The sequence below is a fragment of the Pseudomonas sp. GW821-FHT09C08 genome, from assembly GCF_059418125.1.
The window spans coordinates 688,071-713,140 of the sequence record NZ_JBWKPG010000003.1 but is presented as its reverse complement, the minus strand read 5'-3'; the positions used below and the strand labels follow the sequence as shown (position 1 = coordinate 713,140).

26 protein-coding genes and 1 pseudogene are annotated in these 25,070 nt (G+C 54.9%); 20 read left to right on the top strand and 7 right to left on the bottom strand.

What is annotated here, in order from left to right; translation table 11 throughout:
* The first annotated feature begins 25 nt into the window (after positions 1–25).
* From AC07OJ_RS14335 to AC07OJ_RS14310, 6 genes are all read left to right on the top strand, one after another.
* On the top strand, positions 26–268 hold the full coding sequence (locus AC07OJ_RS14335; RefSeq protein ID WP_495092141.1) for a plasmid-related protein: 243 nt from the start codon (positions 26–28) through the stop codon (positions 266–268).
* Positions 265–1,044 (top strand): helix-turn-helix domain-containing protein, encoded by a 780-nt coding sequence (locus tag AC07OJ_RS14330; protein WP_495094697.1) that lies wholly within the window; start codon positions 265–267, stop codon positions 1,042–1,044. The genes AC07OJ_RS14335 and AC07OJ_RS14330 overlap by 4 nt, the downstream gene beginning before the upstream one ends.
* Positions 1,045–1,097: 53 nt before the next feature.
* Positions 1,098–1,352 carry a hypothetical protein gene (locus AC07OJ_RS14325; protein WP_457404106.1) on the top strand — a complete coding sequence of 85 codons (255 nt, stop codon included), beginning with the start codon at positions 1,098–1,100 and terminating at the stop codon, positions 1,350–1,352.
* A 306-nt stretch (positions 1,353–1,658) separates the two neighbouring features.
* The gene (locus AC07OJ_RS14320; protein ID WP_495094696.1) at positions 1,659–2,123 is read left to right on the top strand and encodes a hypothetical protein; all 465 of its coding nucleotides are present in this window, start codon (positions 1,659–1,661) and stop codon (positions 2,121–2,123) included.
* A complete protein-coding gene (locus tag AC07OJ_RS14315; RefSeq protein ID WP_457404110.1) occupies positions 2,120–2,383 on the top strand; it encodes an EexN family lipoprotein in 264 nt (87 codons plus the stop codon). The genes AC07OJ_RS14320 and AC07OJ_RS14315 overlap by 4 nt, the downstream gene beginning before the upstream one ends.
* Position 2,384: 1 nt before the next feature.
* Entirely contained in the window at positions 2,385–3,461 is a 1,077-nt protein-coding gene (locus tag AC07OJ_RS14310; protein WP_495094695.1) for a TrbL/VirB6 family protein, read from the top strand.
* Positions 3,462–3,829: 368 nt separating this feature from the next.
* Here AC07OJ_RS14310 and AC07OJ_RS14305 read toward each other — a convergent pair whose 3' ends face one another.
* A complete protein-coding gene (locus AC07OJ_RS14305; protein ID WP_282397594.1) occupies positions 3,830–4,144 on the bottom strand; it encodes a hypothetical protein in 315 nt (104 codons plus the stop codon).
* Between the two features lie 518 nt (positions 4,145–4,662).
* On the opposite strand from AC07OJ_RS14305, the gene AC07OJ_RS14300 reads away from it, so the two are divergent.
* Positions 4,663–4,911 carry an antitoxin VbhA family protein gene (locus AC07OJ_RS14300; RefSeq protein ID WP_495094694.1) on the top strand — a complete coding sequence of 83 codons (249 nt, stop codon included), beginning with the start codon at positions 4,663–4,665 and terminating at the stop codon, positions 4,909–4,911.
* A 130-nt stretch (positions 4,912–5,041) separates the two neighbouring features.
* Here AC07OJ_RS14300 and AC07OJ_RS14295 read toward each other — a convergent pair whose 3' ends face one another.
* Positions 5,042–5,230 (bottom strand): AbrB/MazE/SpoVT family DNA-binding domain-containing protein, encoded by a 189-nt coding sequence (locus tag AC07OJ_RS14295; protein ID WP_495094693.1) that lies wholly within the window; start codon positions 5,228–5,230, stop codon positions 5,042–5,044.
* 304 nt (positions 5,231–5,534) lie between these two features.
* Between AC07OJ_RS14295 and mobC the strand changes: the two genes are divergently transcribed.
* Positions 5,535–6,077 carry a plasmid mobilization relaxosome protein MobC gene (gene mobC, locus AC07OJ_RS14290; RefSeq protein ID WP_495094692.1) on the top strand — a complete coding sequence of 181 codons (543 nt, stop codon included), beginning with the start codon at positions 5,535–5,537 and terminating at the stop codon, positions 6,075–6,077.
* Between the two features lie 151 nt (positions 6,078–6,228).
* Complete coding sequence (locus tag AC07OJ_RS14285; RefSeq protein ID WP_495094691.1) at positions 6,229–7,497, top strand: hypothetical protein; 1,269 nt, start codon at positions 6,229–6,231, stop codon at positions 7,495–7,497.
* Positions 7,498–7,674: 177 nt separating this feature from the next.
* Here the strand turns inward: AC07OJ_RS14285 and AC07OJ_RS14280 are convergent, their stop codons facing one another.
* Both AC07OJ_RS14280 and AC07OJ_RS14275 read right to left on the bottom strand, forming a co-directional pair.
* Positions 7,675–10,245, bottom strand: coding sequence for an AAA-like domain-containing protein (locus AC07OJ_RS14280; protein WP_495094690.1), 2,571 nt, complete (start codon positions 10,243–10,245; stop codon positions 7,675–7,677).
* The gene (locus AC07OJ_RS14275; RefSeq protein WP_495094689.1) at positions 10,245–11,747 is read right to left on the bottom strand and encodes an alpha/beta fold hydrolase; all 1,503 of its coding nucleotides are present in this window, start codon (positions 11,745–11,747) and stop codon (positions 10,245–10,247) included. Before AC07OJ_RS14275 ends, AC07OJ_RS14280 begins: the two co-directional genes overlap by 1 nt.
* Before the next feature lie 737 nt (positions 11,748–12,484).
* On the opposite strand from AC07OJ_RS14275, the gene AC07OJ_RS14270 reads away from it, so the two are divergent.
* From AC07OJ_RS14270 to pqqE, 10 genes are all read left to right on the top strand, one after another.
* Positions 12,485–13,003, top strand: a complete 519-nt coding sequence (locus AC07OJ_RS14270) for a hypothetical protein (protein ID WP_495094688.1) — start codon at positions 12,485–12,487, stop codon at positions 13,001–13,003.
* Positions 13,004–13,087: 84 nt separating this feature from the next.
* Positions 13,088–13,534 carry an Lrp/AsnC family transcriptional regulator gene (locus AC07OJ_RS14265; RefSeq protein ID WP_065904662.1) on the top strand — a complete coding sequence of 149 codons (447 nt, stop codon included), beginning with the start codon at positions 13,088–13,090 and terminating at the stop codon, positions 13,532–13,534.
* Positions 13,535–13,702: 168 nt separating this feature from the next.
* Positions 13,703–15,385: a flavin monoamine oxidase family protein gene (locus tag AC07OJ_RS14260; RefSeq protein ID WP_065904799.1), complete on the top strand. Its 1,683-nt coding sequence runs from the start codon at positions 13,703–13,705 to the stop codon at positions 15,383–15,385.
* Between the two features lie 10 nt (positions 15,386–15,395).
* Positions 15,396–16,190, top strand: coding sequence for a carbon-nitrogen hydrolase family protein (locus tag AC07OJ_RS14255; RefSeq protein ID WP_495094687.1), 795 nt, complete (start codon positions 15,396–15,398; stop codon positions 16,188–16,190).
* A gap of 48 nt (positions 16,191–16,238) precedes the next feature.
* A complete protein-coding gene (pqqF, locus tag AC07OJ_RS14250) occupies positions 16,239–18,605 on the top strand; it encodes a pyrroloquinoline quinone biosynthesis protein PqqF (protein WP_495094686.1) in 2,367 nt (788 codons plus the stop codon).
* 159 nt (positions 18,606–18,764) lie between these two features.
* On the top strand, positions 18,765–18,839 hold the full coding sequence (gene pqqA / locus AC07OJ_RS14245; RefSeq protein WP_003194766.1) for a pyrroloquinoline quinone precursor peptide PqqA: 75 nt from the start codon (positions 18,765–18,767) through the stop codon (positions 18,837–18,839).
* A 71-nt stretch (positions 18,840–18,910) separates the two neighbouring features.
* Complete coding sequence (gene pqqB / locus AC07OJ_RS14240; RefSeq protein WP_120450194.1) at positions 18,911–19,822, top strand: pyrroloquinoline quinone biosynthesis protein PqqB; 912 nt, start codon at positions 18,911–18,913, stop codon at positions 19,820–19,822.
* A gap of 11 nt (positions 19,823–19,833) precedes the next feature.
* Positions 19,834–20,586 (top strand): pyrroloquinoline-quinone synthase PqqC, encoded by a 753-nt coding sequence (gene pqqC / locus AC07OJ_RS14235; RefSeq protein WP_017138042.1) that lies wholly within the window; start codon positions 19,834–19,836, stop codon positions 20,584–20,586.
* On the top strand, positions 20,583–20,858 hold the full coding sequence (gene pqqD, locus AC07OJ_RS14230) for a pyrroloquinoline quinone biosynthesis peptide chaperone PqqD (protein ID WP_106802467.1): 276 nt from the start codon (positions 20,583–20,585) through the stop codon (positions 20,856–20,858). Before pqqC ends, pqqD begins: the two co-directional genes overlap by 4 nt.
* Positions 20,851–21,981: a pyrroloquinoline quinone biosynthesis protein PqqE gene (gene pqqE, locus AC07OJ_RS14225; protein WP_201146007.1), complete on the top strand. Its 1,131-nt coding sequence runs from the start codon at positions 20,851–20,853 to the stop codon at positions 21,979–21,981. The genes pqqD and pqqE overlap by 8 nt, the downstream gene beginning before the upstream one ends.
* Positions 21,982–21,986: 5 nt before the next feature.
* Here the strand turns inward: pqqE and AC07OJ_RS14220 are convergent, their stop codons facing one another.
* The 3 genes and pseudogenes from AC07OJ_RS14220 to AC07OJ_RS14210 all read right to left on the bottom strand — a co-directional run bounded on the left by AC07OJ_RS14220 (position 21,987) and on the right by AC07OJ_RS14210 (position 23,850).
* Entirely contained in the window at positions 21,987–22,145 is a 159-nt protein-coding gene (locus tag AC07OJ_RS14220; protein ID WP_007904205.1) for a YqaE/Pmp3 family membrane protein, read from the bottom strand.
* Positions 22,146–22,241: 96 nt separating this feature from the next.
* Positions 22,242–22,412, bottom strand: a pseudogene (locus AC07OJ_RS14215) (helix-turn-helix domain-containing protein); the annotation flags it as partial.
* 169 nt (positions 22,413–22,581) lie between these two features.
* Entirely contained in the window at positions 22,582–23,850 is a 1,269-nt protein-coding gene (locus AC07OJ_RS14210) for an aspartate aminotransferase family protein (RefSeq protein WP_495094685.1), read from the bottom strand.
* A 209-nt stretch (positions 23,851–24,059) separates the two neighbouring features.
* Here AC07OJ_RS14210 and AC07OJ_RS14205 point away from each other — a divergent pair, with 209 nt between their 5' ends.
* Entirely contained in the window at positions 24,060–24,959 is a 900-nt protein-coding gene (locus AC07OJ_RS14205) for a LysR family transcriptional regulator (protein WP_065904676.1), read from the top strand.
* Positions 24,960–25,070: the final 111 nt, after the last annotated feature.

The window sequence follows — 25,070 nt, the reverse complement described above, 5'->3', positions numbered from 1 at the left end:
TTCACCAAACACTGCGAGCTTACACATGACGACCGAAGAGTATTTACTTAACCGTTTTGGCCCCTTAATGAGCATTTTAGACATTGCCAATTTACTAGGGCGTTCTCCTGACGGAGTGAGAGTCTCTCTCTATTCCGACACCGACATTTCCCGCAAGCTCAAGCCAGCAATGATCCGAATCGGCCGCCGTGTATATTTCAGGACAATGCAGATCAATGATGCGCTCAACTTAGACTCTGAGGTAAGTCCCCAGGACAAACTGCAATGAGCTACAAAGCCTATGACTGGGTCTGGACACACTCGTTCGGCTCCCCTACCGCGAAGCTTGTAATGATGGCGGTAGCTAAACATGCGGATGAAAAAGGAATGTGTTGGCCAAGAGTGCGGACTCTAGCCGAGTTTTGCGGAATTTCCTCCAGAACCGTGCAACGTCAACTGAAGGAATTTGAACGAGCCGGCCTTATAACCATTCAGAAAAAGTATCGTGGCGATGGGGGACAAACGGCGAATGTATATTGCATAGCGCTTCCTGTCGTTAAAGGTTTAGGTGCCACTGACACCGCTGTCACCGGGGGGATGTCACCCACGACACCCAAGCCCCAGACACCAGAGTGTCACGGGGGGAATGACACAGCAGTGACACACCAAGAACTAACAGGAGAACCCCAAAAAGAACTACTACAAACAACAAATGACGAGCTGCGCCTACCTAAGCTGTTAAAGAAAGGAGATCGCGCATGGATCGTTCAACTCTTGGAGGACATTCCAAGGTATGACCATCAAGTACTCCTTGATGAGCTTTCGGAAGCACTGAAATCTGGAAAAATCACGACGACCCCACAGCGATGGTTTTATGGATTGAAAAAAAACTACTTGAATGGAAATTTTTGCCCTCTCGCAAAACCGAGCAAGTCAAAACCAGCAACCGATCCAAGCTTAATAACGGACAGCATCGACAAACCATTACTGATGAGCCACGAAAGCAAACAAGAACACATTAATGCTTTGAAGTTATTAACTAGGAATACGGTACGACCTCTGTAGCCATCGACAATTAAAGCCACAAACCAAACGAACAGCATTGAAAGGACAGAGCTATGTCACTCCATTTTAAGCAGCTTGAAAGCTATTGCGACAGCCTAGACAGAACAGGCGATATACAAGTCATCCTCAGAGCGCACTACAAAAACGGCTTTGCACTCAGCGTCTCCGACGGTGTAATAGATCACACCGTCATCGATGAAGAGAATCGCCCCTACTGGTTCAGGACAGTAGAAATGGCATTAGATGAGCTCGCAAACATTCCGTATATTGCTGACCAGATCATGATTGACCGAAAGTCTTGGTCTTGATTTTGAAACCAAAGCGTCAACCAATGAACGCAGCTAATTTATACCCCAAGAACGCCTAAGCGTGCAGGGTGCCGGGACCGAAAAGAAAGTCCCTGACAGGTGGGAACAGTAGCTCGATAGAAAGAGCCACCGGACAAGCAGCGGAAAGACGCGCCGTATAGACCACATCCCAAGAACGCCAAAAAGGCGCACTGGATACGGGCCTTAAAAAAGCCCTGACTGGCGAGAAAAGTAGCTCGATAAAAAGAGTCGCCGGACGGCTGGAAAGACAGCTCTGCGTTCGCCCCTACCCCAAGGAGCAACACAATGATTTCGTACCTTTACCTACCGATTCTCACCTTCTGCACGTTCGTCCTCATCTCCATCCGCCGATACTGGGTCTGCGTAGACCACCTCGGATACATGAAAGAGGTTTCGACACGGGCACCGTCGTTACTGCACCGGGACCTAATAGCCGCAGTGCTTGCGATGGTGCCATTCGCAATGGCGGCGATTGATTGGTTTGAAATAACGCTTCCCCGGCAGTCAGCCCCCATTCCTTCAGGTTTCGCTGCACTGCTCTCGGTGTGCTGCGTATGCACCTGCATAGGCGTTCTAAACAATACCCTTGAACGCCTCGCAGGCAACTGGGCGGGAACGCGGGAAAGCGTTCTCCGCACGGTCGCGGTGCTACGGATCATTGATCAAGCAGAGCTGAATGTATTGAGCAATCACAGCCCGAAAGCCGTAAGCACGGAACCAAGCAGCATCGGCCAGGTGGTGAAGAAATGAACAAGGTCCCTGCTCTACTGCTCATCGCTGCTTCAATTCTCACGGGCTGCGGACAACAAGAACCGGTTCAAACCGTTGACTGGTACAAGGCCAATCCATCTGAGCGTTTGAAAATGCTAGAGAGGTGCAAAGCCAACCCTGGAGAGCTATCGATCTCTGCGAACTGCATCAACGCGTCATCTGCCGCGAATGCCATAACGCTGGAGCTGCGTGGTTACAAACAGCGCGAACCGGTCAATTTTTCTTCTCAGGGAAAATAGAATGACCACCACGACCGGAATATTTGAATGGATCGCGGGGAGCATGGACCAAACGCTCCAGACGTTCATACGCATCACTTCCAGCCAAGTCATCAATGACTTTTCACTGACGATAACGCTGTGCGGAACGCTCTACCTGACCATGATCGGATTCATGATGATCATTGGCACAATCGAGCAACCAGCGTCCCACTTCCTCAAGACCTGCGGAAAATTTCTACTTATCAGCGGGCTGGCAATGAATGCGGACACGTACATGTCGTGGGTAGTGGAGGCACTAAATGGCTTGGAAACGGGTGTAGCATCTGCCTTTTCCGCAACAGGCGATTCAACGGCCTCAACGTCTGTATTTCAGGTAGTGGACAAAGCAATGTCCGACGGCTGGGCGATAGGCGCCGATATTCTAGCGAAGATGGGAACGCGCGCCTGGCATGAAGTGGGCATGATCTTTTTTGATTTGCTGACTGCCATCATCGTCTACGCGGCGACACTCGTCATCGCGGTTCCAGCAGGGGCCATGATCATCGTTGCAAAGGGAATGTTGTCGATCATGCTGGGCATCGGCCCAATTTTTATCATGATGCTGTTGTTCGGGCAGTTCACATCCAAATGGTTCGATAGCTGGTTCGCCCAGGTCATCACGTACATTCTGCAAATCGCGCTGGTGGTCACAGTGCTCAGCTTCGGGATCAAATTTTTCTCGTCGCTGACCAGCGACATACTCGCAACACCCGCTGACTACCCCATCTCCACATTTCTGGAACTTCTGGTGGTGACGGTCGTGGTGTTGTACATGTTGCAGCAAGCCAATGCCGTTGCTGGGAGCCTTGCAGGCGGGTTATCAAGTGCAGGACTCACTCTACGCGGAATCGCAAGCGGTGCCGCCTCACCGATCACCAAAGGGCTTAACCGACAGTCCACACGCCGCGACATGCAGTCGGGGCAAATGGTCACCGCTGGACGACTGAACCACCTTGCGGCTGGTAACACAGCCTGGAACCCCGCGTACCGACAGCACGTCATGCAGAACATGGGCAAAAACTGGGGCAATGCGTCAGGGGGAAAAGTGAACCGCTAGGCCTTGAATCAATGTTCATAAGACCTCGCTTCGGCGAGGTCTTTTTTTGAGCAACTTCAACAAGTGGATGACGGGTCAAGGGGTTGGTGCGGCCCGCAGGAACGAAGCGACGAGGACCCGGCCCCTTGATGCGGCAGAAGCGACCCACGCTCACGGCACGGGTGTAGGGGATCAAGGCCGGAGGCCTCGCCTGCACCCTTGACGACAGAGGGCGACTCGCTCCCTTCCCGCTTGCGGGAAGGGCGGGGGGATGGGTTACGAAAGAACGTTAACCTATTGAATTTAATTACCTAACGGCAAAAAACAAGACAGTTTCAGCGTGTACGCATTGATGGTATTTGCGTACACAAACGCTCAAGACCGGACGATCACTTGGTCCGATAAATCCTTCGAAACCAAGTCCTACCTTTGTAAAGACGTTTACAGATCTTGATGGACAGAATGCCTACCAGCACCAGTACGACCCCGAACACAATCCAGAGGAATGTCGAATTGGTGGAGAGGTGATCATGAACGAGCTTCGCCGCATACCAGCCTGCCGCCACTGAAACGACAATGAAAAAGATGGTGATTGCCCCTGGCGTGCCATAGGCAATTTCCGCATGACAGCCTCTACAAACTGAGGCGCCCCACGGGACGTCGTTCATGCAATGTGGGCAACTAACGGTTTGGTTGGTTTGCACCGGTTCACTCCTTTGAAAAGCTTCCTTGAAGAACCGCTAGTCTAACGGATGTTCTCCCCAGCGAGTCATCAGGGAACACGCAGACACGGATCAGAAATCCAAACGATTGGAATGTTTGAACATCAGCCTTGAAGCTCCGCGCCCTGCTTGGGCAACCCCTTCGGTTGCATCCCGTGTCCGAACTTGCCGGACTGGCTGCGGGGCAGGCACGGCGGGCGGAGCCCTTGACCTACCCCTGGCGATAGGCTGAGCGCTTCCTGTGGAGTCAAGGGTACGGCTACGCCCGGCATCCTCGCCCGTTCGGTGCTCGCCTTCGGCTCCGCTCCGCATGCGGCCTCCGGTGCCGCCCTTGACACCACATCCAGCAAGAATCTTGGCACTTTGGCTACTGTACGATTTCATGTATACCAAGGCTTCCATCAAGATCCTGTTGTCTGGTCAACGTGCGCAGCCTAAGGGCCGTCAACTTCAATGCCTTTGTGTATGAACAAATTTCCTCAAGCTCGGCAGGGACAGGTATGACCTTAGAAAATCAAAACGCCGCCAAACAGCAAGGCAAAGTTGCCCCCTCAACCAGTGATGATCGGCCGGACACAGAGCTGCTCACCGAGTCCGAACGGAGTGAGCGGATAAAAGCTGTGAGCTTTGCCACTGCCTCACTAAACCAATCGGGATTTGAAGTCACCGAAGCAATGCAGCTCCTGGGCGAGCGCTACATCAATGGTGAGATTGAATTGGATGAGTTCGTAGCAACCGCGACGAAATAAAGCCCTTCAGCCGACCTGACGATCTGAGCGGTCTTTCCGTAGGGTTTGGCCACGGTCGGCAGAGAGCCACTCGACGCCGCAAGCCCGGCGAAATACTTACTCCGGAGCTGTCAGCTCAAATCAGGGGTTGTCATGATGGGGCGTCGATGAGACGTTTGGGCTTGAGGATAATCGCGTCATCCAACACCTCGACATCCAAATCGTCGCCAAGGGATAAGCCCATTTCTGTAAGTAGGTCCAACGGCAGCTCGATGATGACATCGCCACTTCCATCAGCAGCCCCCAGGCACTTCACGATCCAGCGTTCGCTATCGCACATAACCGTACAACCCTCGAATCATTGTTGGACGAGTTCTATCATGCTAGTGCTGTAGCAACCAACTTCATTCAAGCACCCAAGGAAAGCCGTCAGACTGAACAGGTGCAGTCGGTCATCAACTCGCCGGTTAATAGACGCCAAAAGCTTGTTCATGAACAAGGATTCAAGCGCATGGAGATCTAGTGCAGGATAGGCTAACCGCCGGTAAACTACCCCGGTAGTTTGGTCTGTCCCTTGGGGCATTGGGCTTTAGAGGGGTTAGCTTGTTATGGAGAAATCGAAGGTGTCTAAGGCGAACCAGTACATGGACGTGTATTTAGGTGCGCTCAAAGAACCGTGGGCGGATTACTGCAAAGCACTGGGCAAGAAACCCGGCTCAGCAATCAAGGAGGCCATCGAGCTACAGCTAAAAAAAGCTCAATCGCTCCCAGCTCCGAAAACCTATCAGCAAACAAATGAGGCACCGCCGCTTGAGCCAAAGCAAAGGTTTGAGATTCTGCTAACAGCGTCTGAAAAACGTGCGGTCGCGGAACGCGCCCATATTGAACGGTGCTCTATGCGCCGCTGGATCATCGATGCGATCCGCGTAGGCTTGACCTATGAGCCACAATTTGGCATGGATGAAATCGAGGCATTGGGCGAATCGAACTATCAGCTTTTGGCGGTAGGGCGAAACCTTAATCAAATTGCTCGCCACCTTAATGGTGGCGCATATGAGCCGGTAACAGTGGAAAGAATCGAAGCGCTAAGCGGGTTGATTGAGAAGCATACTGAAATCGTCAGCCAGGCCATTCGCGCTAGCCTCGAGCGGTGGAATATCGAAGATTCGTCACTCTCACTAAAATAATAAAAATTATAGGAGAGAGGCGCTAAATAGTCGTTTTGAGCGGCGGAAATCAGTCCCTAGCTAATCATGCGCACTAGCCTTGCGCATTGCAGACTCCGAGTCGGCACCATAAATGGAAGTTACCGTTACCCTAAAAGGAAGATCTATCTCTATGAATACTAGAAACATCGGCTACGAAACACAGTTCGCTCTACATCAAGTGTGCACCTCTTCAGATCCGCTCTCAGCTCTACTTGCATATGAACAAAACCAAGACTTGCTAAAGGATTGGCGGATCATCTATGCAGCCGAAGAGGATGCAGGCCCATTTAAACTAAGGCGCAAAGAATTTGCTGACAGAGGATTTTTATCAACGTGTTTTCGAGGAAAGTCACTCTGGATACTAGATACGGAAGCCGTCAGTACTTTTTCGCCCGTAAAATTTCAGATGGGATATGGAACCTTTGTCGATTCTAACGCAGCCAGCTTTATTAAAGCGCTTGCATATCGAGAGAACCCATCTTCCGAGCTAATTAATCATGGTCTTTCTATAAGGGCGACTTTCAATAATGAGGAATTGGCAACGCTCAATCCTTACCTGTATCTTTGGGAGGCGCAAAGGTCCTGGAATGCGCAAACAATTGAAAACAGCCGAATGACTCTCGCTGCAATACACGCGCTATCACTAGACTCGTCCCCATTAGATGAGTCTTGGGGGGGACGATTCAGACAGATATATAAAGAACAAGCTGAAGCTTACGCAGACGAGCAACTAGCTGACTTTCAAAAGCAATTAGACAACGGCTTACATGACGGTATTGAGCAGCAGGTAAATCTCGTCGAAAGTATGATTTTGCGCACCAAAATCATCGAATCAAGCTCTTCAAAATCAGCAGAGCACAAAATGGAAGAGCTCATGCAGTTCATGCATGAAGAGCTTTCAACATTTATGCTACGAGAGCTAATTGTTTGTGCCGATATTCTATGCCGTAGCGGTAGGTCCGCACTGTCAAAAAAGCTTAACTCCGTGCTGGACAAAAAGGATCCCCTTGCCATCATAAAAAACTGCTCATGGGACCTATATCTCCCTAGAGCCTTGGACGCAATGGCTAATACAAACACTTTACCCGAAGCTGACTTTTATCTCGGAAATTTAGTAACCTTCGATACAGACGTAGCCGACATCCTGAAACTTACAGAACTTCGGGCAATGGCAATGCACCGAGAATCATCACTTACATTCCCGTTTTTTAATGAAGAATTCGTAGGCTGGTTAGTAACCCGCATAGGTGAAAAGCGCATAAACTCTCTTGCGGGAATTTTCCAGCCAGAAGGTTTTGAGTTAAGAGCCAAATTGAGAAGTCATGAGAGAGTTCAAAACATATTGATGGAAGACCGTGCACGGCTACTATCGATGAAGAACTCTAGTTTAAAACTTTAAGCCCCTCACCTTGTTTTAACACGCGGGCAGTACTCCTGACTCCAGGCGTACTACGAGATTTTATACAGCCACATGTCATCGACGATTAGACAACTTACTTTACTCGGCCGGCAAGCCTCCTTAATGGAAAGAGGCTTACCGTAATATTTAACTAGAGCACAAATCAATTTCTACGCTTTACTCATCGCCTAACATAATACATTTGCCATCTGCCAAATCTTCCTTGATCTGTTTGAACTTAAGGATAACCGGCCTACCCTCTCCATATTTTACCTGTACTTTTTGATTTCTACCTATATGGCGATAAGGGTCGTGATCAACCCTAACTCGCAATATCGCTTCGGCCTGCGCCTGTATAGACAAAAAGTCTTCAGAGGCGCTTCCTGATAGAAACTCTTTCTTATTGAGATCAATTAACTCTAAAACTGATACTGCATAATCCCTAGCCTTTGCAGCCTTCTTCGTCTCTGCATAAAATATCATTCCGTGAGCCAAGACAAATACTGACCAAAAAATAGACAATTCGCATGCCTTAGTTTGAATCCTCTCCCAAAAACTATAAAGACGGTCGAGCTGAGCATACTGCTTATCTCTTCGGAGATAATAAGAAGTAAAACTTAACGATTGAATATCATCCAGCAACAAGTGATCGTGATTACTATGTCGCTCTATTTCGTCAAGGTAACGAATCCTCCACATCATAGCCTGAGGCAATGGTGTGGATGAAGATATCTCTCTATATAACTTTAATCGTGTTGGAGCTGGCACTGACTCATCTAAATAGTTTTCAGCGCAATAAATAAGCAAATCTAAGTTTTTAAGACGCTCATCTCTAGATGGGATGCTATTCACGCATGTCAGTACTACATCCACCCGACACAGCACAGTAGCAAATATCTCACTAGTTGCATACGAGAGAAAGTCATCAAAAAGCTCTGTCATTTTTTTCTTAAGCAGACAGCTTAGTATTTGAGCAACTTGCTTGTTATCAAAATGAAGATCTGCACCATCAAAGGTTAGAGTTGCCAGGGAGTTATCCATAACAATCCCACACAACTGAACCAAAATATCCTGTTGTTCTAATTCGTCCTTCACACATTCGTATCGAAGCAGAAGTAACTTTGGCTGAGTACTATATACTGCCATGGGGAAGGCTTTTTGCAGAGATATATCTGCCTCATCAAGGCGACTCATTTTCATTAGAATTGCAGCCTGACATACTGAAGCAGCAACATAAAGATTGCGACCCGCTTCGCTAGCATGAATATCAGGCGTTTCTAGCTTTAGCAAAAGGTTGTTAATAATATCTAAAGTTTCGGAGTCATTTTCTAGCCCAGATGCACGATATGTTTCAGCTAAATTTAGCTGAGCGTTAAATTTTAGAATTAAACTTGGCCCTTCCGAGGCCGACTTAAAAAATTCAACAGCGCTGGAATATTCCTTGAAGTAAGTTAGTACATTCCCTATTCTAAGCTCAGAGTCCTGGCGATTTGCTGACCCCGTCGTACTCCCCAAGCAATTTCTAAACTCTTCTAATGCTAGGTCTGGTTTTTTTGCCCATAGATATGAACTTGCAAATTGTAACCTTTGTGTAAGCGTTAGCTTTGCAGACCATATCGGATCGGCCTTAATTTCTTCGAATTTGGAAATTACCGATAAATGATCACCAAAAGCATGATACGACAGGGCAAGTAATATCGGAGAGGTGGCATTAGGTGTCACACTCTTAATCCAAGCGTCGGATAGGGCCTCGTCGATGATCTTGTTTTTGATTCGCGCTTCACCACCGGCGCTACCTGTAATACCGGACAAATAGAGCCTGCTTTTTGTTTTATCATCGATAAAGTCGGACTTCCCCCACCTTATTGAAATAATTGCGTCTCTAATTATCTTGTCGCTCTCAACCAATGTCCTAATATGATCAATTGGTGCCCGGTCAAAATCCCGCAAATACAACTTCTGTACAACATCCTTTACGGTAGAGACATCGATCAAGTTTTTTGAGAGGATTAGATCTTCGATCTCGGTACACAAATCCCACGTTATACGAGGATTACCGCTAGTCCATTTATAAATTTCATCACTCACCTCACCACTCAAAATTAAATTTGCGCGACGAATAAACTCGTCATACTCGGTCCTATCAAAATCTTCTAAGTATATTTTCTCACCAATATTGAAAGGTGAAATATTTTTATTTTTAATAAGGTCGGTTGGCTCGGCAACACCAGACAAAACGTATGTTAGTCGCTCATACTCAGGAAAGTTAATTCTAGAAAAATACATACTTCGAATTTGCGCAAAAATCACATCTGAAAATGGTGAATTTACGAGTGAGTCAATTTCATCAAGAACGATAACGACTTTCTTTTTAGTATTTTTGAGCAGCATCCGCAAATGACGATCATACTCGATATTTGGTTCAAGCTCGTTATTACGCAGCGAGTCGATAGAGACCTCACCACTCTGTAGTTCGGGAAATGATTCGAGGAGAGAATCTATAATATCTCGAAAAAAAGCTTTCGACGTTTCAAATTGCGTTGAAAGATCTTTGTAGAGAACTAAGTCGTCAACTCTCGTTCTCTTCATATGTATTAGTAGATTGGTTTTGCCCATTTGTCGGGCTACAAGCACATATCCTGGCCGCCCCATATCGTCCACGATTGACTTTAGTTGGCGATCAGCCGCACGCTCAATATAAAGCCCGCTTGGTATTATCGTGGATCTCCGCAGAGTTTTATTTATCATTATCGTGCGACCATAGAAATTGAAGAAATAAGTTCTGAAACTGACTTTTTCGACCCCAGCTCAGTACGAAAAGCCTTTAGAAACATCTTAAGATACCTTGGAGAATTATTGACTCCAGACAAAATCTCATCTTTCTCAGCGCTAGAGAATTGTATGTCTAGTTCATCGACCAGTATGTTCATGAGTTCACTTATCTCATACGTGCTCCAAACCTCAGCTTTCAAGAACTCATAGCGCTCTTTGAGCTTTATATTTTGGCTTTGAGTATATTTCATCGGGTCAACAATTGAGCTAAAGATCCATGTAACACCATGGGCTGAAGCGCATGACTCTTGGAGAATTGATAGATGACACGCCAAATCTAGAAATCTTGAGTACTCTTCCACAGAAGTGATAGGTATCTCTTCTATAAAGATAGCAATTTTGCAAGTGTGAGCGCTTGAGGTTAAAGCTAATGAGAAAGACCTGAGAATATCAGGTAGTGACGAACACTCACTTAGCATTTCATCTGGTAGCCCTAGGCGGTCATATAACAGCCTGCACACTTCCTTTAACAGACTTTCTGCCGGAAGCTCGCTAAAACCATCGAGAGTAAAATAATATGGCTGCCAACCTTTGAGTAAAATTGCACGAGTTAGCGCAACCGTTTTTCCCACTCCAGCCGGACCACTCAACCAGACATTCGAACCAGATAATGCTTGCTCTATTACTTTGTCTGAGTCCCTGGTATAGTAAAACTTCTCACAAGATAAATCATATCGATAGAACAGTGGCCAGCCGACTGCATTCGACTGGACCACATCAGACTTTTTTACTAAAGAGAGTCCGGTTATGAATTTTTTAATAACAACGTACCGAATATCTGCGGCGTGTTCAGGTTTGATAACATCTATGTGACCATAATTTATCAAATTTTCAAACTCAACACCGCCGTAATAAGGCATAGAACTTTGGCGATCTACTACTGCATCTGAGCCACCAGTGACGTACAACGTATCAATACGACTTTCAACATTCAAAGCGGCCCAGTCGTCCAAAATCGACCGCAATATATCTTGACCTTTAGCCAACTGCTTTAAATGTGTATGCCCCCACGATAAGTTAGAGCCTATACTCGCGAGAGATGCACCAGTATGAGGAGTTGCTATCATTATTGCTGCGCGGATATTTGTTAATGCAGGCTTTTTTAGTTCATTCGTTATATATTGCCGAAGCACTAATCCGCCCAAGCTATGGCCGATCAGGATGATGTCACTTTTATCAGTATGATATGCATTCACATAGCTTTTCAAACCTTCAGCTAAGTCCTGGATCCCAGGCATCTTTTTCCCAAAGGGTAAGCGAAATTTCGCTGTTGGATATTGGTAGGAGTCCAAATGGTACTCAGAGAAACATTCATCTCTCCGAAAGAGCTCGAACATTTTCCCCCATGTTCCTTCGGCAGAACCTGACAATCCATGCACGAATAGAATAACTTTCCTTGTCGCTGAAGCTGAAACCATTTGCCACCTGAATGATGGAAAGCTGCAATCAAATACACTGTCGGTACGCGCCAAAAAAATGGACCAACAGCTCCCTGGATGGCAGTGTGCCACATCAAATTCACGCTATGGGCAAGATTGTCGCAGAATTGCCCGCGATCAGAGTGGTAGTGGCCCTCTAGCCAGCCTGGGGCGGTAATGGCATGGATCGTTATGCGGATGGGTTAGCACAAAAATTTCTATGCGATTGTTGATAGCTAGCCGTGTTTCGATTGCTACCATTCCGCATGCAGAGCCGCTAGGACCTGACCGTACCAAGTGTGCAGATCAGATCACGAATTAGCTTCTGCGGAGCAGGCCTTGGGACAACCCAAAAGCCAACACGCCAAATGCACCGCCAAAATCAGTACAACTGCAGTACACTCTCTAGCTTGATCAAGCTTCTCAAAACTACGCTAAACACCATGTATTACGGGATCTACAGCTATGCCAACCTACGTTCACCTACGAACGGTTTCTCTAGGCATATCAGCTCGCCCAGCAACTCATAATCCTTTGGTCCACGGTTCAAGTCCGTGTGGGCCCACCAAACAAGAAAGCCGCGCATTGCGCGGCTTTCGTCGTTTCTGGCGCCTGCAAATTCGGGGCGCTGCTGCACTCGACCTCGGCAATGAAAGATTTGTTAATTGTTCGCGCCAGCTGCGACGCAGACCATGGCCGGCGATCAATATCGACTTCAGTACGAGGAAACCGGCTCCATGCCTCAAGCCCCACGTTCGCCGCACGCGCTCATCCGCCCCCTGTTCAACCTGGGCAGCGCCCTCGCCATCACCCTTGTGACCTTCAGCTGCGCCCATGCCGCAACGCCCGCCCCGGCCACGATCAAGGCGTTCAAACTGTGTACGGGCGCGGACAATGCGTCGCACGTCCTGGTCGGCAGCATTGACCAGAACATGCGCAATGACGTCACCGCCATTCACTTCAAGCAAAGCCCGGCGCATGCCGCTTACGGTTGGCATAACGACCCGGAGCCGCAGTACGTGATGACACTGTCCGGCACCCTGGCGTTCGCTACGCGGGGTGGCGAAACGTTCACGTTGCATCCCGGTGAAGTGCTGGTCGCCGAAGACAACACCGGCTCAGGCCATCGCTGGAAGCTCATCGACGACCAGCCTTGGCGGCGTGGCTACGTGGTGTTGAAGCCCGGCGCAGTCGATTCGTTTGTGCCCGACGACCCCGCCGCGGCGAAGGTGTGCAAGGCGCCCGCCGCGAGCTGAGCGCAGCCTGGAGCCGAACGTGCGGTTCCAGGACGCAAGCCTGTAACATGCCACTCCATTGCCGTCCGCTCTGGAGCTTTGCCCTTGCCCGTCCTCGATGAAATCGATCGTCAACTGATCGCCGCCCTGCAGATCAACGCGCGTGAAAGCGTGGCCATGCTCGCTCGGCAGCTGGGCATCGCGCGTACCACGGTGACGTCGCGCCTGGCACGGCTGGAGAAAACCCAGGTGATCACCGGTTACGGCGTGCGCCTGGGGCAGCGTGTTGTGGATGGCGGTTTGCAGGCTTATGTCGGGATAACTGTACAGGCGCGCTCGGGCAAGGAGGTGCTGCGCAAGTTGAGTGCCATGGCCCAGGTGCAGCAGCTCTGTGCAGTGAGTGGTGAGTTCGATTACGTCGCCTGGCTGCGCACCGATTCGCCGGAGCAACTGGACCAACTGCTGGACCAGATCGGCAGTGTCGACGGTGTGGAAAAAACCACCACCTCGATCATCCTCAGTAACAAATTGGACCGCGGCCAGCCAATCTGACCAGTAACCTCGTCACATTGACTGAAACCAATTCATTCCGACGACACATTGCGTCTTATTAACGAGCGCAACGCTCCCTAAACTGGCTGCCATCTTTTCCTATACTCAGCGGGTCACGTCCTGCCGAGTCGTCAGCAAGGGTCAGCCATGAGCATTCCGTCCAGCACCATCAGCAAGACCAATCGCCACCCCGCAGACGGCAAGAAACCCATCACCATCTTCGGCCCGGACTTTCCGTTTGCCTTCGATGACTGGATCGAACACCCGGCCGGACTGGGCAGCATTCCCGCCGCCAACCATGGCGCCGAAGTGGCAATCGTCGGGGCCGGGATCGCCGGCCTGGTCGCCGCCTACGAGCTGATGAAACTGGGCCTCAAGCCCGTGGTGTACGAAGCCTCGAAGATGGGCGGCCGCCTGCGCTCCCAGGCCTTCGAAGGCGCCGAAGGCATCATCGCCGAGCTGGGCGGCATGCGCTTCCCGGTGTCGTCCACCGCGTTTTATCACTATGTCGACAAGCTGGGCCTGGAGACCAAACCCTTCCCCAACCCGCTGACGCCGGCGTCCGGCAGCACGGTGATCGACCTCGAAGGCCAGACCCATTACGCCCAAAAGCTCTCAGACTTACCGGTGCTGTTCCAGGAAGTCGCCGATGCGTGGGCGGATGCCCTGGAAGCCGGCTCGCAGTTCGGCGATATCCAGCAGGCGATCCGCGACCGTGACGTGCCACGCCTCAAAGCGCTGTGGAACAAGCTGGTGCCACTGTGGGACGACCGCACTTTCTACGACTTCGTCGCCACCTCCAAGGCGTTCGCCAAGCTCTCGTTCCTGCACCGCGAAGTGTTCGGCCAGGTCGGTTTCGGCACCGGCGGCTGGGACTCTGACTTCCCCAACTCGATGCTGGAAATCTTCCGCGTGGTCATGACCAACTGCGACGACCACCAGCACCTGGTGGTCGGCGGCGTGGCCCAGGTGCCGATGGGCATCTGGCGTCACGTACCGGAGCGCTGCGCCCACTGGCCGGCCGGCACCAGCCTCAGCTCGTTGCACCGCGGCGCGCCGCGCGCCGGGGTCAAGCGCATCGCCCACGCTGCCGATGGCCGCTTTGCCGTCACCGACAACTACGGCGACACGCGCGAATACGCCGCCGTGCTTACCACCTGCCAAAGCTGGCTGCTGACCACCCAGATCGAGTGCGATGAAACCCTGTTCTCGCAAAAGATGTGGATGGCCCTCGACCGCACGCGCTATATGCAGTCGTCGAAAACCTTCGTGATGGTCGACCGCCCGTTCTGGAAAGACAAAGACCCGGAAACCGGCCGCGACCTGATGAGCATGACCCTCACGGATCGCCTGACCCGTGGCACCTATCTGTTCGACAACGGCGACGACAAACCCGGCGTGATCTGCCTGTCGTACTCATGGATGAGCGACGCGTTGAAAATGCTGCCGCAGCCCATCGATAAACGCGTGAAGCTGGCCCTCGACGCGCTGAAAAAGATCTACCCGAACGTCGACATCAAGGCACGCATCATCGGCGATCCGATCACAGTGTCCTGGGAAGCCGACCCGCACTTTCTCGGGGCCTTCAAGGGCGCGCTGCCGGGTCACTATCGCTACAACCAGCGGATGTATGCGCACTTCATGCAGAAGGATATGCCCGCTGAACAACGTGGGATTTTTATCGCCGGCGATGACGTGTCCTGGACCCCTGCCTGGGTCGAGGGCGCGGTACAGACCTCGCTGAACGCGGTGTGGGGCATCATGACCCACTTTGGCGGCAGCACTCACCCCGAGAACCCCGGGCCGGGTGATGTGTTCGATGAGATCGGGCCGATCGCCCTGGCGGACTAAGGAGTTGAGGATGCGTGTCGCCCTGTACCAATGCCCGCCGTTGCCGCTGGATGTGGCCGGCAACCTCAAGCGTCTGCACCAGCTGGCGCATGAAGCTTCGGCTGCCGATATGCTGGTGCTGCCGGAGATGTTTCTCAGCGGCTACAACATCGGCGCCGAGGCGGTTGGCGCCTTGGCCGAAGCGCAGGATGGGCCATCGGCTCAAGCAATTGCCGAAATGGCGCAAAGCGCTGGCCTGGCGATTCTGTACGGCTACCCGGAACGCGCCGAAGACGGACAGATCTACAACGCCGTGCAATTGATCGACGCCCACGGCCAGCGCTTGTGCAACTACCGCAAGACCCATCTGTTTGGCGACCTGGACCACTCGATGTTCAGTGCCGGCGGCGATGATTGGCCGCTGGTGGAGCTCAATGGCTGGAAGCTCGGCGTCCTGATCTGCTACGACCTGGAGTTCCCGGAAAATACCCGCCGCCTGGCTCTCGCCGGAGCCGAGCTGATCCTGGTACCCACGGCCAATATGGTGCCGTTCGACTTTGTTGCCGACGTGACGGTGCGGGCACGCGCCTTCGAGAACCAGTGCTACGTGGCCTACGCCAATTACTGTGGGCATGAAGGCGAGATTCAGTACTGTGGGCAAAGCAGCATCGCCGCGCCGGACGGCCAGCGAATCGCCCAGGCCGGTCTGGATGAAGCCTTGATTGTCGGCACGCTGGATCACCAATCGATCCGCGACGCGCGCGCTGCCAATCATTACCTGCAAGACCGCCGCCCCGAACTGTACGGCGCACTGCACAAGCCCTGATCCTGCGGGTTTGCTAGCATAGGCACCTCTCTTGTTTCGGAAGTGCCCATGCCTGCGCCGGCCCACCCTCATCGCCAACACCTGACCCTGGCCAACGGCCTGCGGGTTTCCCTGCACCATGCGCCGCGCTTGAAGCGCAGTGCGGCGGTCTTGCGGGTGGCTGCCGGCAGCCATGATGTGCCGCTGGCGTGGCCGGGGCTGGCGCATTTTCTGGAGCACCTGTTGTTTCTCGGTACTGAGCGTTTTCCCACGGGCGAAGGCTTGATGGCCTACGTGCAACGCCAGGGTGGCCAAATCAATGCCAGCACGCGCGAGCGCACCACGGAGTTCTTCTTCGAGTTGCCGGTGGCGAGCTTGGCGCAGGGTTTGGAGCGGCTGGCAGACATGCTGACTCACCCGCGCCTGACGGTCGAAGACCAGTTGCGTGAGCGCGAAGTCCTGCACGCCGAGTATGTGGCCTGGTCCCAGGATGCCCAGGCGCAACAGCAGGTGGCGTTGCTGGCAGGCCTGGCGGCGGATCATCCGTTGCGGGGTTTTCATGCAGGTAACCGCGACAGCCTGCCGGTGGAGCGTGAGGCTTTTCAGCAAGCGTTGCGAGCATTCCACCAAGGGTTCTATCGCAGCGGACAGATGACGTTGTGCCTTGCCGGCCCCCAGTCGCTGGCAGACTTGCAAGCCTTGGCGCAGCAGTTCAGCGTAGCCCTGACCTCTGGGCCTTTGCAGCCCCAAGTCGAGCCGCCGCCATTGGCGCAAGGCCAGGCACCGAGTTATCAACATGTCGCCGATAACCACCTGCACCAGGTCATTACCTGCAGGGCTCCCCGCGAAGCGCTGGATTTTCTCTGCACCTGGCTAAACGCCTCGGCGCCAGGCGGGCTGTTGGCGGAACTGAAAGCACGAAAACTCGCCAGCGCAGTGCAGGCGTCGGTGCTTTACCACTTCGCCGGGCAGGCAGTGCTGGATATCGACTTCACGCTCGCGAACCAAAGCGCTTCGACGACACACATCGAGGCATTGCTTTACGACTGGCTGAGCTTTTTCGCACACAGCGACTGGGCTTCACTGCGAGAAGAATTCGCCCTGCTGGCGGCGCGCCAACAGCAGGTGCAAGGCGCACTGGCCCTGGCCCGGCACGACAGCGAAGGCCTGACGGATGAGGACGTCGCGGCCCTCAAGACCCTGCTGGAGACCCTGCACCTCCCGTCCTGCGTACAGGCCTGGCAACTGCCGCCCAACAATCCGCTCCTGCGCCCACCCGCCAAGGACGAGCGCGCCGGCCTGATTCGCGGCCAAACCAGCGCCCACCGGGGCTTGCGCACCTTTGCCCAAGACCGTTCGCGGGGGCGGCGAGAGCTGTCGGCACTGACATTCAGCCAAGGGTTGGCGAATGACAGCGATGAGGGCGCGCTCTACCTGCACTGGCGGTTTGAGGCCGCCGTACCCGCCGGGCTGGATAGCACCTTGCAGGCACTGCGCGAGAATGCTCGTCAGGCAGGTGTTGAAATGTCTTTCGAAACTGTCGGCAATGACTGGCTGGTGAAGCTGATCGGGCTACAAGAGCCGATGCCAGCGATACTCGAGGCGCTGGCGCTCGACATGCATCAACCGCAAGAGGCACCCAGCGCCCCGACACCGATGCTCGCGATCCGGGCATTGCTCAAGGCGCTCCCTGCCTGTTGCACCACCGGCGTCAGCGTCTCCAGCGAGCAACCCATGTCCTGGGCTACCGCACGCTGGCAAGGGCTTGGCGTTGGTTTGTCGCCCGCCTCTGAAGTGGCGATCAAGGCTGCGGCCGCGCGCCTGCCCGGGCACGCTGTGCGACTGGAATCCACGTGCACCAGCATCAGCGGCCAACATCTCTGGCATCAACTGAACACCGACTCCGCAGAGGCGGCGTTGCTGCTGTTTTGCCCTGCGCCGACCCAGTCCCTGAGGGACGAAGCCGCGTGGCGATTGCTCGGGCATTTGCTCCAGGGCCCCTTCTACCAACGTCTGCGGGTCGAGTTGCAGTTAGGCTACGCAGTGTTCAGCAACGTCCGACAAATCAACGGGCAAATCGGACTGCTGTTTGGCGTGCAATCCCCCAGCGTTTCACTTGAAGGGATCCTTGAGCACCTGCAGGCTTTCCTGGCGCAGTTGCCTGCGCTGATCGACAGCCGCGCGCTGGATAACCAGGCCCTGGCGCAACAATTCACGGTCCAGGCGCTGCCCATCGCCCACGCCGCCGAACTGCTCTGGCAGGCGTATTTGGCCGGCCATCCGTCGGATTACCTCACGCGCCTCCAACAAGCGATCCAGGCCTGCACCCGCGAAGACCTGCTGCACGCCGCCCGACAGCTCGAGGGTGCTGCAGGCGGCTGGCGCTGCATCGCCAACGGCCCGCGCACCAACGATGCCTGGCAAGTGCCAGGCTGATCATTGCCGCCCTTGCAAAAGGCTTTTGTTACCGAGACAGCGCTAACTTGAAAAGAATTGCGTAACATTCATACGCACACCTCTGAACATCTCCGACTGGAGGTGGACTATATGTATTACTTGGTAGTGAATGTCCCATCCCTTCGTAGGAGTAAGAATATGACCTGGTCCAAACCTGCTTACACTGATCTGCGCATCGGTTTCGAAGTCACCATGTACTTCGCCAGCCGTTAATCCGCTGGGTAATACAACGCCTCGGTTCGCCCGGGGCGTTTTTGTTTTGAGCTTTGCTTGATGGAGCGGCCATGTTTGTCCAGATTCTAGGTTCCGCCGCCGGCGGTGGCTTCCCGCAGTGGAACTGCAACTGCGTGAACTGCGCGGGTTTTCGTGACGGTAGCCTGCGGGCGCAGGCGCGCACCCAATCGTCCATCGCGATTTCCGACGACGGCGTGAACTGGGTGTTGTGCAATGCCTCGCCGGATATCCGCGCGCAACTCCAGGGCTTTGCGCCGATGCAACCCGGCCGCGCCCTGCGCGACACCGGTATCAGCGCGATCATCCTGATGGACAGCCAGATCGACCACACCACCGGCCTGCTGAGCCTGCGCGAAGGTTGCCCACATCAGGTGTGGTGCACCGACATGGTCCATGAAGACCTGAGCACCGGCTTCCCGTTGTTCACCATGCTCACCCACTGGAACGGTGGCCTGGCCTGGAACCGTATCGAACTGGACGCCAGCTTCACCATCCCGGCCTGCCCCAACCTGCGCTTCACCCCGCTGCCGTTGCGCAGCGCCGCGCCGCCTTATTCGCCGCACCGCTTCGATCCGCACCCAGGCGACAACATCGGCCTGATCGTCGAAGACCTGCGCACCGGCGGCAAACTGTTCTACGCCCCGGGCCTGGGCAAGGTCGACGCTCCCCTGCTGGAAATCATGGCTGGCAGCGATTGCCTGCTGGTGGACGGCACAATGTGGGATGACGACGAAATGCAGCGCCGTGGCGTCGGCACCCGCACCGGTCGCGAGATGGGGCACCTGGCACAAAACGGCCCCGGCGGCATGCTTGAGGTGCTGGAACAGCTGCCCAAACAGCGCAAGGTGCTGATCCATATCAACAACACCAACCCGATCCTCGATGAAGACTCCCCCGAGCGTGCCGAGCTGGGGCGACGCAATGTCGAAGTGGCTTACGACGGCATGAGCATTGAATTGTAGGAGTGATCGAAATGACTGACACACCGCTGACCACAGCCGAATTCGAAGCCGCGTTGCGCGCCAAGGGCGCCTTCTATCACATCCATCACCCCTACCATGTGGCGATGTATGAAGGCCGCGCTACCCGCGAGCAGATCCAGGGTTGGGTCGCCAACCGCTTCTACTACCAGGTGAACATTCCGTTGAAAGACGCCGCGATCCTGGCCAACTGCCCGGACCGCGAGATCCGCCGCGAGTGGATCCAGCGCTTGCTCGACCACGACGGCGCGCCCGGCGAAGACGGCGGCATCGAAGCCTGGCTGCGCCTGGGCCAGGCCGTCGGCCTTGACCCGGACCAGCTGCGCTCCCAGGAACTGGTGCTGCCCGGCGTGCGGTTTGCGGTGGACGCCTACGTCAACTTTGCGCGCCGCGCCAGTTGGCAGGAAGCCGCCAGCAGCTCGCTGACCGAACTGTTCGCGCCGCAGATCCACCAATCGCGCCTCGACAGCTGGCCGCAGCATTACCCGTGGATCGACCCCGCCGGCTATGAGTACTTCCGCACCCGCCTCGGGCAGGCTCGGCGTGATGTCGAGCATGGCCTGGCGATCACGCTGCAGCACTACACCACCCGTGAAGGCCAGGAACGCATGCTGGAAATTCTCCAGTTCAAACTCGACATTCTGTGGAGCATGCTGGATGCCATGAGCATGGCCTATGAATTGAAACGCCCGCCGTATCACAGCGTGACCGAGCAGCGGGTCTGGCATAAAGGGATCACCCTATGAGCTTCGATCGCAGCAGAAAACCGACCTGGCGCCAGGGCTATCGCTACCAGTATGAACCGGCGCAGAAAGGCCATGTGTTGCTCTACCCCGAGGGCATGATCAAGCTCAACGACAGCGCCGCGCTGATCGGTGGCCTGATCGACGGCGATCGCGATGTCGCCGCGATCATTACCGAACTTGAGCGGCAATTCCCCGGCGTACCGGAGCTGGGTGAAGACATCGAGCAGTTCATGGAGGTCGCCCGTGCTGAGCACTGGATCACCCTTGCCTGACAAGCCGCCCGTCGGCTTGCCGTTGTGGCTGCTGGCCGAGCTGACTTACCGCTGCCCGTTGCAGTGCCCGTATTGCTCCAACCCGCTGGATTTCGCCGAGCAGGGCAAGGAGCTGAGTACCGAACAGTGGTTCAAGGTATTTCGCGAGGCGCGTGAGATGGGGGCCGCGCAGCTGGGCTTTTCCGGCGGCGAGCCGTTGGTGCGCCAGGACCTCGCCGAGTTGATTGCGGAAGCACGCAGGCTGGGCTTCTACACCAACCTGATTACCTCCGGCATTGGCCTCACCGAGCAGAAGATCAGCGACTTCAAGAAGGCCGGCCTGGACCATATCCAGATCAGCTTCCAGGCCAGCGACGAACAGGTGAACAACCTGCTGGCCGGTTCGAAAAAAGCCTTCGCGCAAAAACTCGAAATGGCCCGCGCGGTCAAGGCGCACGGCTACCCGATGGTGCTTAACTTCGTCACCCATCGGCACAACATCGACAAGATCGACCGCATCATCGAGCTGTGCATTGCGCTGGAGGCGGACTTCGTCGAGCTCGCCACCTGCCAGTTCTACGGCTGGGCGCAACTCAATCGTGTGGGCTTGTTGCCGACCCGCGAGCAACTGGTGCGCGCCGAACGCATCACCAACGAATACCGCGCCAAACTGGAAGCCGAAGGCCACCCGTGCAAGCTGATATTCGTGACGCCGGATTACTACGAGGAACGCCCGAAAGCCTGCATGAACGGCTGGGGCAGCATCTTCCTGACCGTGACACCGGACGGCACTGCCCTGCCCTGTCACGGTGCCCGACAGATGCCGGTGCAATTTCCGAATGTGCGTGACCACAGCATGCAGCACATCTGGTACGACTCGTTCGGTTTCAACCGCTTTCGCGGCTACGACTGGATGCCCGAGCCGTGCCGCTCATGTGACGAAAAAGAGAAGGACTTTGGTGGCTGCCGCTGCCAGGCCTTCATGCTCACGGGGGATGCGAGCAACGCCGATCCGGTGTGCAGCAAGTCCGAGCAGCACGGCATCATCCTGCAAGCGCGGGAAGAAGCCGAACATGCCACCCAGACCATCGAGCAACTGGCCTTTCGCAATGAGCGCAACTCAAGGCTCATCGCAAAAGGCTGACGGCCTCAACGCTTGGCGATGATGTACACCGCGTGCACGATGCCGGGAATGTAGCCGCACAGGGTCAGCAGGATGTTCAGCCAGAACGCACCGGCGAAACCTACTTGCAGGAACACACCCAGTGGCGGCAACAGAATGGCGATGATGATACGAATGAAATCCATGGGATCAGCTCCAGAAAATCGGCTCGTGTGAGCCGTCTAGCTAATCGACCTTGGGCGTTCGTGAGGGTTCAGTGGGATCTGGCACTGGGCCATCCTTCAGGTCAGGATCTGCAACCCGTGTTTTCGCACGATGCTCAGCAGCTTTAGCGCCATGCCGCTGGGTTGTTTCTCGCCGGACTCCCATTTTTTCACCGTGGAGGCGCTGGTGTTCAGGTAGCGGGCGAAAACAGGTTGGCTCACATGACTGCTTTCACGAAGCTGCTTGATGAGTGCCCGGTCGGCATTCCTTGCCGACGTCCGCTAAAAAGCCATTGTTTTCACTGACGCTCAATCAACCTTTTCAATCCAAAAATTTCACCGACAAAAAAACGCCCCCAGCCAAAAGAATCAGGCTGGAGGCGCCGCGTATGCCGCGAGACGGTTCGAGAATCAGGGTTTAAACGGCGATGCCCTTGCGGCATTGCAGTTGGGCTGTGCGCACGCGGGAGAAGGCACGGGCCAGGCGCAGGAGCATTTCGTCGATGTTGCTCTTGCTCACCGTCAGGGCCGGGGTGAAACGCAGGCAGTTGGGTTGTGGCGCGTTTAGGATCAGGCCTTCATGCAGTGCGGCTTTTACCACCGCATCGGCAGAATCATCCGACAAGGTCAGTCCCCAGATCAGGCCGTGGCCACGCAGTTGGCCATGGTCGTAGCGATAGGCCAGGCGGGCAAGGCCTTCACCCAGGTAGCAACCCGACTCACGCACCTGTTCAAGAAAACCGTGCCCCAGTACCGTATCGAGCACCGCCAGCCCGGCCGAGGCCATCAGCGCATTGCCATGATGGGTGCCTTCCAACTCGCCCGCCGCAAAGCAACAGGCTTTGCCGCGCGCCAGCAGTGCCGCCAACGGGACGCCGCCGCCCAGGCCTTTGCCGAGGGTGAGAATGTCGGCGCGCACGCCGTACTGCTGTTCGGCGAGCAAGGCGCCGCAACGGCCGAGGCCGGTCTGGACTTCATCGAGGATCAGCAGGATCCCCAGTTCCCGGCACAGGCGCTCGACGCCTTTGAGGTAGTGCTCGGTCGCAGGGATCACGCCGGCTTCGCTCTGGATCGGTTCCAGCATGATCGCAACGGTTTGCGCATCGACGGCGGCATGCAGCGCCGGCAGATCGTTAAAGGGCACATGGCTGAAGCCCGGCAGTTGCGGTTCAAAGCGGTTTTCACCGGCGTTCGACGAGGCAGCCATCGCGGCAAAACTGCGGCCATGGCAACCGCTGCTGGCGCTGATGATGCGGTAGGCGCCACCCCGGTGCAGTTGGCCCCATTTGCGCGCCAGTTTGATCGCCGCTTCGCAGGCCTCCGCGCCGCTGTTGAGCAGGTACGCCTGGTCGCTGCCGGTGCGGTGGCACAGGCGGTCGACAAGGTTGAGTTGGGCACGGTTATGCAAGCCGATACCGGGATTGATCAGCGCCTGGGTCTGGTCGGACAAAGCTTTGATCAGCACCTGCGGGCTGTGGCCGAGGCTGTTGGCGGCATTGCCCTGGCTGAAATCCAGGTAGGCCCGGTCGTCGCTGTCCCACAGCCATGAGCCCTGGCCGCGTACGAAGACCTGGGCAGGCCGCGCGACGGTAGGCATCAGGCAGTCACTGGACAGGTCGTGGTGGGAGGCGTCCTCGATCAGGTCGTCGAGGCTCGGCACGGGGCGGCGCATATTGAACAGGTTCACACTTCACCCCCGATGGCAAGCACACCATGGTGGGTCACCCCTGCACTCACGGCCTTGAGGTTTTTTGCGTTGCCTATGTAAATACCATCAACATAAACACTGTTCATTGCCCGATCCGGCCCTGTAAGCGCTGCGAATAGGCGCTAGACTAGGCGTCTCGGGGGCCAACGGCCATTTCGATTTTCCAGCTTTTTCGATAAGAAAGACTTATGGATTTCAAGCAACTGCGTTATTTCGTCGCGGTGTATGAAGAAGGCCACGTAGGCCGCGCGGCTGAACGCCTGTCGATCTCACAACCGGCGTTGTCGCAACAGATTCGCCAGCTGGAGCAGAACCTCGATGTGAGCCTGTTCGAGCGCAGCAGCAAGCGCCTGCTGCCGACCCTCGCCGCCCACACCCTGTACAACCACGCCCTGCCGCTGATCGATGGCATGCAGCAGGCCGTCGAAGCCTTGCGCAACTTCAAGGGCCAGGCCATGCGCACCTTGGCCATCGGCGTGCTGCAAACCGTGCACACCAGCCTGGTCCCGCAAATGCTTGAACGCGTGCGCAAGGCCCAGCCGCACCTTGTGGTGCAGATCTACGAATTGACCGGGCTGGAGATCGAGCGCCGCCTGCTCAACGGCTCGCTGGACATCGGCATCAGCTACCTGCCGCCGCGCCAGCCAGGCCTGCACGGCGTGCTGCTGTATGAAGATGAGTTGAAGGTCGTCATCCCTGAAGACCACCCCTTGCGGGAATTCAAGAAAGTCTCGCTGAAACAGGCGGCCGAGTTGCCGATGTTGCTGCTGGGCGAAGAATTCCAGGTGCGGCAGATCTGGCAGGGCCAGTTGTCCAACCTCGGGCGCCGGCCGCAGGTACAGGCCGAACTGAATACCATGGTGGGAATTCTCGACAGCCTGCCACATACCAAGCTGGCCACCGTGCTACCGGGGCGCTCGCAGGACGAGCACAACAGCAAGGCATTGCTGTGGAAACCCTTGAGTGAACCCAGGGTGCCATTGAAGGTAGGTTTGGTGTGCCGCGATGTGCAGCGCCAGCAGGCGACGGTGGCATTGCTGCGCACGCTGCTGGAGGACGTGATGAACGCCCCGCCGGTACAGCCGTGAAGTGGGCGGTCCGGACTTTTTCGCGGGCAAAAGAAAACCCCGCCGAAGCGGGGCTTTGCAGACTGTTTCCCTGACATCCATTTCACTCCGCCGTCCTGGCAGAATCCTACG